Genomic DNA, 10,145 nt, shown 5'->3' with positions numbered 1-10,145 from the left:
GATTCGCGGTGAGACGTTCGGGATGGTAACGTTGTCCCTCGGTTCGCCAGTGATCTTCTCGAAAGATCCGGCGGCCGACGGAACGCACCTCTAGCTCAATCGGCAGAGCAACTGACTCTTAATCAGTGGGTTCTGGGTTCGAGTCCCAGGGGGTGCACCACAGCAAGGCCCGGCCCGCGAGTGATCGCGGACCGGGCCTTCGTCGTTGCTGACGCCCCTGCCCGCGCGCAGAACGGGAGGAGAAATCACCTCCGGAGGATGAACGCGCCGTTGCGCTCCTCCCGGGGTGAAATCTCCTCCCGAACTGCCCCCAAGCTCCGGCGAGGACAGCCTATGCCGCGTCGCCCACGAGCACCGCGGCTGCCTCTTCCGCGGCATCCGCATCGTGCGCGTCGATGCGCGCCAGCGCCCGACGGCCGATCAGGATCGTCGCCGCCGAGATCAGCACCGAGATGCCGGCGAACACGAACGGCACCGAAGCGTTGAACGCGTGCCACAGCGCAGCGGCGATCGGGGGAGCGGCAGCCCCGCCGAGGAAGCGGACAGCGGAGTACGCCGACGAGGCCACCGATCGTGGCAGGTCGGTCGCCTCCATCGCCGACTCGGTGAGGATCGTGTTCATGAGACCCAGGAGCAGTCCGCCGACGATGATGCAGACGACCAGCCCCGCAGCCGAGGCCACGACGACCGCGGCTACGAACAGGTCGATCGCCAGCAACGGCAGCACGATGAGCATCGCCGCGCTCCGCGACAGTCGACGCAGCAGGATCGGTGCGATCCACACGCTCGTGATCGCCAGCGCCACGCCCCAGCCGAAGAAGGTCAGACCGATCCCCATCGCACCGAACCCGAGCGGGAAGGGGGAGAAGGCCAGCAGGACGAAGAAGCCGATGTTGTAGAAGAGGGCCGCGATCGCGAGCACCGCCAAGGCCGGCTGGCGTAGCGCCTGGAAGGGCGCCGACAGCCTCACGGGCGTCCGCTTCTCCTCACCGCCGCGCAGCAGCACGAGCACCGCGACGAAGGCGATCGCCATCAGCGCCACGACGCCGAAGAACGGGCCGCGCCAGCTGATCTCACCCAGGATGCCGCCGAGGAGCGGACCGATCGCGATGCCCAGACCGAGCGCCGCCTCGTACAGGATGATCGCCGCGGCGCTGCCACCCGAGGCCGCCCCGACGATCGTCGCGAGCGCGGTCGAGATGAACAGGGCGTTGCCCAGGCCCCACCCGGCGCGGAAGCCGATCACGGCATCGACGCTTCCCGACACGGCGCACAGCAGGGCGAACACGACGATGAGGCCGAGGCCGATCAGCAGCGTCGCCTTCGTGCCGATGCGGGAAGAGATCCAGCTCGTCACGAGCATCGCAAGACCCGTGACGACGAGGTAGCTCGTGAAGAGCAGCTCGGTCTCCACGGGAGTGGCGCGCAGCGACTCGGCGATGGCGGGAAGGATCGGGTCGACCAGACCGATGCCCATGAAGGCGATGACGCACGCGAAGGCGACGGCCCAGACCTGAGCGGGCTGGCGCCAGATGGTGACCTTCTGGGACGTGTGGGCGCTGTTCATCGAGCCACCTCCGCCACGCGTGTACGCGCGTTGACGATGTCCGCGGCGCGGCGGATGGTGTGCCATTCGTCCTCGTCCAGGTCGGCGAAGCGCGGTGCGAGGGCTGAGCTCAGCACTTCCAGCCACTCGTCGAGGGCGGTCATGCCGGACTCTGTGGCCGAGACGAGCGTTGCGCGGGAGTCGTCGGGGTCGCTCGTTCGCTCCAAGAGCCCGGCATCCGCCATCTGTGCGACCAGCCGCGTCATCCCGGGTTGAGTGACCCGCGAGAGCGTCGCCAGGTCGCCGATGCGCAGCGGTCCGTTGTCGCGGAGGAGCACGAGCGTGCGCCACTGGGCGGAGGGGGCGTCGGTGCGGGTGTCCAGGGCCGCCACCCGTGTGAGGGCATGCGCGCCGATGAGCAGTCGCAGGATGTCGTCCGAGTGTTGCATACCGCAAGCATATACCCGAGGTATGCAAAGAGGTTATCGGATCGTGACCGCGCGTCGGTGCGCGCTGTTTGACACGGGGCGTCCGCCTGGACATGATTGCAGTACCTGAATCGGTTCTCAGGTCTTCCTTCCAACGGTGAAAGGCACGCACATGCGGGTTACGAAGAAGTTGCTCCACGTGAGTTTTGTGGCCGTCGTCGCGACGACGGCTCTCGCCCTGTCGGCCTGCGCGCCGCAGGACGCGACGACGGGTGGAGCGGCGACCGCCGGCGGCGGACCCGCGGGGGTCACGGTCGGTGTCGTCACGAGCGAGACAGGTCCGCTCGCCGGCTACGGCAAGCAGTATCTCGACGGCTTCAAAGCCGGTCTCGACTACGCCACGGACGGTTCCAACGAGGTGGACGGCACCAAGATCACCGTCGACTACCGCGACGATGCGGGCGACCCCGACACGGCCGTCGGCGTCGCAAAGGAGCTCATCGGTCAGGGGGTGAACATCCTGGCGGGCAGCGCCTCCTCGGGTGTCGCCGCTGCCGTCGCCGAGCAGGCGGGGCAGAACAAGGTCCTCTTCATCTCGGGCCCCGCCGCCGCCGACGCTCTGACGGGTGTGAATGCGTACACGTTCCGCAGCGGTCGTCAGTCCGCGCAGGATGTCGCGACCGCGGGCACTTTCCTCGGCGACCTCACGGGCAAGACCGTGACGGTCTTCGCCCAGAACAACGCCTTCGGCAAGGGCAACGAGGCCGCCGTCACCGCCATCCTCGGTGGGAAGGGCGCGACGGTGAACAGTGTGCTCGTCGCCGAAGACGTCACCGAGTTCACGCCGTTCGCCCAGCAGGTGCTCGCCGCCAAGCCCGACCTCGTCTTCGTCGCCTGGGCCGGTGCCACGTCCGGCGCGATGTGGCAGTCGATGAGCCAGCAGGGCGTGCTGGACGCCGTCCCCGTCGTCACCGGTCTCGGCGACTCGGCGACGTTCGGTGCCTATGGCGCGGCATCCGAGAAGATCAAGTTCCTGAACTACTACTTCCCGGGGGCCCCGGACAACGACGTGAACACCAAGATGGTCGAGGCCGTCACCAAGGCCGGCGGAACGCCCGACCTGTTCACCCCCGACGGCTTCAACGCGGCACTCATGATCGTCCACGCCGTCAAGGAAGGGAAGGGCGACGTCGAGGCGATGGTCAAGAGCCTTGAGGACTACACGTTCCAGGGCCCGAAGGGTGCGCTCACCGTGCGCGCCGGCGACCACGCGCTCATCCAGGACATGTACCAGGTCAAGCTCGTCGCCAACGGCGGCAGCTTCACACCCGCGCTCGTCGACACCGTTCCCGCCGAGCAGGTCGCCCCGGCGAAGAAGTAGATCGCGACACGGCATCCCGAAACGAGGCGCATCCGCATGAGCACCCCCGTCCCGTCCGCGCTGCTGATCGAAGGCCTCGGCCTGCAGATCGGCGGAGCGACCATCCTGAAAGACGTCGACCTCGACGTCGCGCCCGGCAGCATCGTCGGCGTGATCGGGCCGAACGGCGCAGGAAAGACCACGCTGTTCAATGTGATCTCGGGCGTCGCGCGGCCGACCGCAGGTCGCATCGTGATGGACGGTGTCGACATCACTCGCGCGTCCATCGCACAGCGTGCGCGGGCGGGACTGGGGCGCACGTTTCAGACCTCCAGCCTGTTCCCGCGCCTCAGCGTGCTGGAGAACGTGCGCCTGGCGGCCCAGGTCGGCCGCGGCGGAAACTTCTCGCTGCTGCGCTTTCCTCGCAGAACGGATGCCGCGACGGAGCTCGCTTTCGATCAGCTCGTGAAGGTCGGGCTCACCCACAAGCTCGACACGGCGGCCGGTGACATCTCCCACGGTGACAAGCGCAAGCTCGAGATCGCCGTCCTGTTGGCGACCGAGGCCAAGATCGTGCTGCTCGACGAGCCGATGGCGGGGGTCGCCTCCGGCGACGTCGCGGGACTCGCGGACACGATCCGCGAGATGCAAAACGCGACCGGGTGCACGGTGTTGATGGTCGAGCACCACATCGACGTGCTCATGGGCTTCGTCCAGAAGGTCGCCGTCATGTACTCCGGGTCGATCATCGCGTTCGACTCACCCGCACGGATCATGGAGAACCCCGTGGTGCAGAGCGCCTACCTCGGCCGCGGCCTGGAGCCGGCGGGGGAGTCGGCCGCATGAGCGCACCGATCCTCACGGTCACGCACCTGTCGGCATCCATCGCGGGTCAGCAGGTCGTCGAGGACGTCTCCTTCGAGGTCCCGGCGACGGGGATCACCGCCATGCTCGGCCGCAACGGGGTCGGCAAGACGTCGACCATGCGCGCCGTCCTGGGGCTCATCTCGCGCAAGGGGAAGGTCCTGCTCGCGGGCGAGCGCATCGATGGGTTGCCCACCCACCGCATCGTCCAGCGCGGCGTGGGCTACGTCCCGGAGGACCGCGAGGTGTTCGCCAGCCTGACCGTCGCCGAGAACCTCGCCCTCGCCGAGCGTGACAGCAAGCCGCGCCGGGAGTTCGTCGCCGAGCTCTTTCCCGACCTGATGGCGCGGCGGTCGCAGCTCGCGGGAACGCTCTCCGGTGGACAGCAGCAGATGGTCTCGGTTGCGCGAGCGCTGCTCAACGACAACCGCATCCTGTTGGTCGACGAGCCCACGAAGGGCCTCGCCCCGAAGATCGTCGGCGACGTGGCGCGCGCCCTTCAGGAAGCCGCGAAGATCGTGCCGATCCTCCTCGTGGAACAGAACCTGGACGTCGTGCGCGCTCTCGCCGACGGTGCCATCGTCATCGCCGGTGGGTGCGTCGTCCACACGGGGAAGGCGCGCGACATCCTCGACGACGACGCCCTGACCACGCGCCTGCTCGGCGTCAGCGCGGAGGTGCACTCGTGAGCAGCATCGTCCTCATCCTCCTCACCGGTGTCGGGCTCGGCGCGCTGTACTTCCTCGTCGCGTCGGGGCTGAGCCTGATCTACGGCCTGATGCACGTGCTCAACTTCGCGCACGGTGCCTTCCTCACCCTCAGCGCTTTCATCGGATGGCAGGTGGCGCAGGCTCTGGGCACGGCCTCGTGGGGCTCGTTCGTCGTCTCGATCCTCGTCGGTGCCGCCGTCGGCGCGCTGTTCGCGACGCTCACCGAGCTGGTGCTCATCCGCCCGCTCTACGAGCGTCATATCGAGCAGGTGCTCGTGACGGTCGGACTCTCCTTCGCCGCGGTCGCGCTGTTCGAGGGCATCTGGGGGACGGATGCCGTGAACATCGCCGGTCCCGCGTGGTTGAAGGAGACCACCGAGATCCTCGGGGCGCGCATCCCGAACACCTACTGGGTTCTGATGCTGGCCGCAGCCCTCGTGCTCGTCGCCCTCGTGCTGTTCCTGAAGAAGACGCGATACGGGATGATCATCCGGGCCGGCGTCGAGAACCGCGCGATGGTGACCGCCCTCGGCATCGACGTGCGCCGCAGCTTCACCCTCGTGTTCGCGATCGGCGGCGCGGCCGCCGGCATCGGCGGAGTCCTCGCCATGCACTACACGACGTTCGTGTCGGCACACCTGGGCGCGACGCTGCTCATCTTCGCGTTCATCGTGACCGTCATCGGCGGCCTCGGCTCGCTCACGGGCGCCGCGATCGCGTCGGTGCTCGTCGCCGTGCTGCAACAGTTCGCGAACGTCTACCTGAGCGGCACGGGCGACTTCATCGTGGTGGTGCTGCTCGCTGTCGTGCTCCTCGTGCGACCCACCGGACTCATGGGGAGGAAAGCATGACCGTCACCACCGGGGTTCCCACCCTCGTGCCCGGCCGCAAGGGGGCCTACCTGCCGTTCGTCGTCGGTGCCGCGCTCGTGGTCGTGATGGCCGTGCTGCCGCTGCTGAACATCTCGATCCCCGGCATCCTGCCGGGAGCGACCTACACGCCGGGCTCGCTCGCCCTCCTCTCGCTGTGCATGGTGTTCGCGGCTCTCGCCCTCTCCTACAACCTGCTTCTGGGGACGTCCGGGATGCTGTCGTTCGGTCACGCGCTGTACTTCGGCGTCGGGGCGTACGGTCTCGGACTCGCGCTGAAGTTCTTCGGCGTCCCGCTGTGGCCCGGAGCGCTCATCGCGCTCGTCGGCGGTCTCGCCATCGCCGCGTTCACCGGCGCGATCTCGATGCGGGTGTCCGGCATCCCGTTCGCGATGGTCACCCTCGCGTTCGCCCAGGCGGGATCGGTGCTCGTCCGCCGCAACCAGGACGTCACGGGTGGCGAGGAGGGACTGCGGCTGCCCGTCGACCAGGTGCCCTCCTGGCTCGTGGGCGTGTCGAACACCCGCAACCTGTACTGGGTGACGCTCTGCGTGCTGGTGGTCGTCTACCTCGTCGTGCTCTGGGTGGACCGCTCGCGGCTCGGACATCTCGCGCAGGCGGTGCGTGAGAACGAGCTGCGCGTGCAGGTGCTCGGACTGCGCCCCTACACCGCGAAGCTGCTCGTCTTCATCCTCGCCGCCCTCTGCGCCTCGCTCGCCGGCATCGCGTACATGCTGCTGCAGTCGGGCACGCAGCCCAGCACCGTCGGCGCCGATCTCACGATCACCGTGCTCGTGATGGTGGTTCTCGGCGGCGTCGGGTTCCGGTGGGGTGCCATCGTGGGCGGTGTGCTGTACACGATCCTCGACCAGCGGCTCACGGTGCTGGCGCGCGCGGAGTGGATCCGCGACCTTCCCGACGTGCTGCGCATCCCGTTGTCGGAGCCGCTGTTCCTGCTGGGCGTACTGTTCATCCTCGTGGTGATGTTCCTGCCCGGCGGCATCGCCGGCACGATCGATGCGGCGGTGCGTCGTCGTCGCGGCGAGCGCACACGCTCGCAGCTGCGCCAGATCGACGACGCCGACGAGACCGTCGCGGAGCCCGCGGGGGTGCGCGCGTGAGCTTCCGAACGAGGTGGAGATCGTGAACGGCGACCTCGACGGCGCGCACACGATCGGCCGCTGGCTCACCGATCGCGCCGGCGGCACACCCGACCGCACCGCCATCGACGACCGCGGTGTGCGCATCGGCTACGGCGACCTCGAAGCACGGGCCCGCGAGCTCGCGGCATCCCTCCGGCGCGCCGGCTACGGTCCCGGCGACCGGCTCGCGACGATCACCGGCAACTCGATCGACCACGTGGTGGTGTTCTTCGCCTGCGCGAAGGCCGGCATCGCGATGGTGCCGCTGTCGTGGCGGCTCTCGTCACGCGAACTGAGCGAGGCGCTCGTGCACGCGGCCCCCGCGCTCGTGGCGATCGAGGACGAGTACCTCGGGGTGGCCAACGACGCGCTCGCGCGGCTGGACGCACCCCCGCCCACGACCCTGCTCGGAACGACCGGTATCGAGGCCGCGGTTCCGCGACGCGGGGACGGGAGGGATGCCGCGCCCGCCCGGGCCGTCCGTGACGACGATCCGCTTCTCGTCATCTACACCTCCGGCAGCGAGGCCGCGCCTAAGGGCGTCGTCCTCACCCACGCGAACTGCTTCTGGAACAACCTCGCGCTGGCCGGTGTCGCCCAGCTGACCACTGAGGACATCGTGCTCGCGGTGCTGCCGCAGTTCCATGTCGCCGCGTGGAACTGTCAGCCGTTGCTGGCATGGTGGGCCGGCGCGACGGTCGTCCTCGAACGCTCCTTCCAGCCTCGGCGGGCGCTGCAGCTGCTCGCCGAGCGGGGTGTGACGGCGATGATGGGGGTGCCCACCCAGTACCGGCTGCTGATCGACGACCCCGGCTTCGCCGCGCTCGCGCGCGGACGGCTGCGCCAGGCGCTCGTCGGCGGCGCGACGATCCCACCGGCGCTCGCGGCGCGGTGGGCGGATGCCGGTGTGCCGCTCACCCAGGGATACGGCCTGACCGAGGCCGCTCCCAACGTGCTGTGCCTGCCGGCATCCGAGAGCCGCGCGCACCCCGGCGCCGCTGGGCGGCCCTACCCGCACGTGGACGTGCGGGTCGTCGATCCCGACTCCGGTCTCGAACTCGGCGGTGAGGCGACCGGCGAGCTGTGGGTACGCGGTCCGAGCGTCTTCGCCGGGTATCTCCACGACGCGGAGGCGACCGCACGGGCGATGGCCGGGCCGTGGCTTCGCACCGGCGACATCGTGCACCGCGACCGCGACGGCGTGTTCCGCATCGTCGACCGGCGCAAGGACATCTTCATCTCCGGCGGTGAGAACGTCGCCCCCGCGGAGGTCGAGCGCGCACTTCTGCTGCACCCTGCGATCGCGGACGCCGCCGTCGTCGGCGTGCCGGACGATGTGTGGGGCGAGCGCGGCGTCGCGTTCGTCGTGCGCGCCGAGGGGGCCGCTCTCGGCACCGACGAGGTGCTCGCGCACGCCCGCGCCGAGCTCGCGAGTTTCAAAGTCCCCGTGCGCGTCGCCTTCGTGGACGAGCTTCCACGGTCCACGATCGAGAAGTTGGCCCGTTCGCGACTGCGCGCACGGGCCGCCGACATGGTGAGAGGAAGTGCTCGTGAGCACAGTTGAGCAGTTCGAGCCCGAAGCGGCTTTCTCCGCGGCCGGCAAACCGCTGACCAAGCGCGGAGAGGCGACCCGCCGCAAACTCCTCGAAGCCGCCGAGGACGTCTTCGCGCGGCTCGGCTACCACGAGGCCTCGATCGTCAAGATCACCGAGAGCGCCGGCATCGGCCTCGGCACCTTCTACCTCTACTTCGACAGCAAGCAGCAGATCTTCGAGGAGCTCGTCGTCGATCTCAACCGGCGTGTGCGACACGCGATGGCCGAGGCCGTGGCGGGCACCGACAACCGCATCGACGCCGAACGTGCGGGCTTCGAGGGGTTCTTCCGCTTCACGGCCGCGCACCCGGCCCTGTACCGCGTGGTGCGTGAGGCGGAGTTCGTCTCGCCCGAGATGCTGCGCCTGCACTACACCCGCATCGTGGAGGGGTACGAAGCCGGGCTGCGCGCCGCCCAGGCATCCGGCGACGTCGATGCCGGTCTCGACCCGGAGGTGACCGCCTGGGCCCTCATGGGCGCCGGTGAGCTGATCGGCATGCGCTTCCTGCTGTGGGAGCGCGACGATGAGGGGCAGCCCCCGGCGGCGATCCCCGACGCCGTCATCGACGGCATGATGCGCTTCATCCGCAACGCGCTCGCGGCACGCGGCGAGAGAGGACAGGACCATGACTGAACAGGACCTCGCCGGGCGTCGCGCCGTCGTGACCGGCGGCGCGAGCGGCATCGGCCTCGCGTGCGCCGAGGAGTTCGCCGCGCGCGGCGCGCACCTGGTCATCGCCGACTTCAACGGCGACGCCGCGCACGAGGTGGCGCAGCGCCTCGGCGGTGAGGCGTGGGTCGTGGACCTCTCCGCGACGGAGGCGCTGGACGACCTGTCGCTGGATGCCGACATCCTCGTCAACAACGCGGGCGTGCAGACCGTCGCGCCGATCACGGAGTTCTCGCCGGACCGCTTCCGGTTCATGCAGCGGCTCATGGTCGAATCGCCCTTCCTTCTCATCCGGGCCGTGCTCCCCGGGATGTACGAGCGCGGCTGGGGCCGCATCATCAACATCTCCAGTGCGCATGGCCTCCGCGCAAGCGCCTACAAGTCGGCCTACGTGACGGCCAAACACGCCCTGGAGGGGCTGTCGAAGGTGACGGCGCTGGAGGGCGGGCCGCACGGGGTGACCAGCAACTGCATCAACCCCGCGTATGTGCGCACGCCCCTGGTCGAGAAGCAGATCGCCGACCAGGCGAGCGTCCACGGCATCGCCGAGGACGAGGTCGTCGAGAAGATCATGCTCACCGAGTCGGTCATCAAGCGCCTGATCGAGCCGACGGAGGTCGCCTCGCTCGCCGGATGGCTCGCGAGCGACCACGCCGGGATGGTCACCGGCGCCAGCTACACGATGGACGGCGGGTGGACGGCGCGATGAGCACCCGCGTGGTGCGTGCGGTCGATGTCGCCGTCCCCGGCGGTTCGCTGCGGGTCGGTGTGTGGGAGGCCGGCCCCGACGCCCCGACGATCCTCGCCGTCCACGGGGTCACCTCGTCGCATCTCGCGTGGGAGATGCTCGCCGAGGCGCTGCCGCACGTGAGGATCATCGCGCCGGATCTGCGTGGCCGCGGTCGCAGCAACGGCGTGCAGGGAGCGGCGGGCATGGCGGCCCACGCCGACGATCTGGCGGC

The 10,145-nt window shown here is 69.3% G+C and carries 11 protein-coding genes and 1 tRNA gene; 10 read left to right on the top strand and 2 right to left on the bottom strand.

Translation table 11 applies throughout. From position 1 onward, the window contains the following. Window positions 1-84 precede the first annotated feature (84 nt). Window positions 85-160: transfer RNA gene (locus BGN98_RS01515), tRNA-Lys, on the top strand. A 171-nt stretch (window positions 161-331) separates the two neighbouring features. Here BGN98_RS01515 and BGN98_RS01510 read toward each other — a convergent pair. Together BGN98_RS01510 and BGN98_RS01505 are read right to left on the bottom strand one after the other, a co-directional pair. Beyond that, window positions 332-1,567, bottom strand: a complete 1,236-nt coding sequence (locus BGN98_RS01510) for an MFS transporter (RefSeq protein ID WP_288119106.1) — start codon at window positions 1,565-1,567, stop codon at window positions 332-334. Then, the gene (locus BGN98_RS01505; protein ID WP_036290459.1) at window positions 1,564-1,995 is read right to left on the bottom strand and encodes a MarR family winged helix-turn-helix transcriptional regulator; all 432 of its coding nucleotides are present in this window, start codon (window positions 1,993-1,995) and stop codon (window positions 1,564-1,566) included. The genes BGN98_RS01510 and BGN98_RS01505 overlap by 4 nt, the downstream gene beginning before the upstream one ends. Window positions 1,996-2,146: 151 nt before the next feature. Here BGN98_RS01505 and BGN98_RS01500 point away from each other — a divergent pair, with 151 nt between their 5' ends. From BGN98_RS01500 to BGN98_RS01460, 9 genes are all read left to right on the top strand, one after another. After that, on the top strand, window positions 2,147-3,355 hold the full coding sequence (locus BGN98_RS01500; protein ID WP_288119104.1) for a substrate-binding domain-containing protein: 1,209 nt from the start codon (window positions 2,147-2,149) through the stop codon (window positions 3,353-3,355). A gap of 36 nt (window positions 3,356-3,391) precedes the next feature. Beyond that, window positions 3,392-4,180, top strand: coding sequence for an ABC transporter ATP-binding protein (locus BGN98_RS01495; protein WP_288119102.1), 789 nt, complete (start codon window positions 3,392-3,394; stop codon window positions 4,178-4,180). Beyond that, on the top strand, window positions 4,177-4,887 hold the full coding sequence (locus BGN98_RS01490) for an ABC transporter ATP-binding protein (protein WP_288119100.1): 711 nt from the start codon (window positions 4,177-4,179) through the stop codon (window positions 4,885-4,887). Before BGN98_RS01495 ends, BGN98_RS01490 begins: the two co-directional genes overlap by 4 nt. After that, window positions 4,884-5,759: a branched-chain amino acid ABC transporter permease gene (locus BGN98_RS01485; RefSeq protein WP_005050070.1), complete on the top strand. Its 876-nt coding sequence runs from the start codon at window positions 4,884-4,886 to the stop codon at window positions 5,757-5,759. Before BGN98_RS01490 ends, BGN98_RS01485 begins: the two co-directional genes overlap by 4 nt. Next, window positions 5,756-6,898, top strand: coding sequence for a branched-chain amino acid ABC transporter permease (locus BGN98_RS01480; protein WP_288119097.1), 1,143 nt, complete (start codon window positions 5,756-5,758; stop codon window positions 6,896-6,898). Before BGN98_RS01485 ends, BGN98_RS01480 begins: the two co-directional genes overlap by 4 nt. A 22-nt stretch (window positions 6,899-6,920) precedes the next feature. Beyond that, on the top strand, window positions 6,921-8,483 hold the full coding sequence (locus tag BGN98_RS01475) for a class I adenylate-forming enzyme family protein (protein WP_288119095.1): 1,563 nt from the start codon (window positions 6,921-6,923) through the stop codon (window positions 8,481-8,483). Continuing rightward, window positions 8,470-9,147 carry a TetR/AcrR family transcriptional regulator gene (locus BGN98_RS01470; protein ID WP_061683652.1) on the top strand — a complete coding sequence of 226 codons (678 nt, stop codon included), beginning with the start codon at window positions 8,470-8,472 and terminating at the stop codon, window positions 9,145-9,147. The genes BGN98_RS01475 and BGN98_RS01470 overlap by 14 nt, the downstream gene beginning before the upstream one ends. Continuing rightward, window positions 9,140-9,892: a 3-hydroxybutyrate dehydrogenase gene (locus tag BGN98_RS01465; RefSeq protein ID WP_036290465.1), complete on the top strand. Its 753-nt coding sequence runs from the start codon at window positions 9,140-9,142 to the stop codon at window positions 9,890-9,892. Before BGN98_RS01470 ends, BGN98_RS01465 begins: the two co-directional genes overlap by 8 nt. Beyond that, window positions 9,889-10,145: alpha/beta fold hydrolase (locus tag BGN98_RS01460; protein WP_502687802.1), on the top strand; the 257-nt coding region annotated here is incomplete at its 3' end. The genes BGN98_RS01465 and BGN98_RS01460, both read left to right, overlap by 4 nt.

It is taken from the genome of Microbacterium sp. 69-7 (assembly GCF_001897985.1).
Taxonomy (GTDB): Bacteria; Actinomycetota; Actinomycetes; order Actinomycetales; family Microbacteriaceae; genus Microbacterium; species Microbacterium laevaniformans.
Note: the sequence above shows the minus strand (reverse complement) of the source record. Positions and strands in the feature narration are given on the sequence as shown.

Coding starts and splice junctions, on each gene's coding strand:
- BGN98_RS01510 (WP_288119106.1), bottom strand. CDS start 1,567: ATGAACAGCGCCCACACGTCCCAGAAGGTCACCATCTGGCGCCAGCCC.
- BGN98_RS01505 (WP_036290459.1), bottom strand. CDS start 1,995: ATGCAACACTCGGACGACATCCTGCGACTGCTCATCGGCGCGCATGCC.
- BGN98_RS01500 (WP_288119104.1), top strand. CDS start 2,147: ATGCGGGTTACGAAGAAGTTGCTCCACGTGAGTTTTGTGGCCGTCGTC.
- BGN98_RS01495 (WP_288119102.1), top strand. CDS start 3,392: ATGAGCACCCCCGTCCCGTCCGCGCTGCTGATCGAAGGCCTCGGCCTG.
- BGN98_RS01490 (WP_288119100.1), top strand. CDS start 4,177: ATGAGCGCACCGATCCTCACGGTCACGCACCTGTCGGCATCCATCGCG.
- BGN98_RS01480 (WP_288119097.1), top strand. CDS start 5,756: ATGACCGTCACCACCGGGGTTCCCACCCTCGTGCCCGGCCGCAAGGGG.
- BGN98_RS01465 (WP_036290465.1), top strand. CDS start 9,140: ATGACTGAACAGGACCTCGCCGGGCGTCGCGCCGTCGTGACCGGCGGC.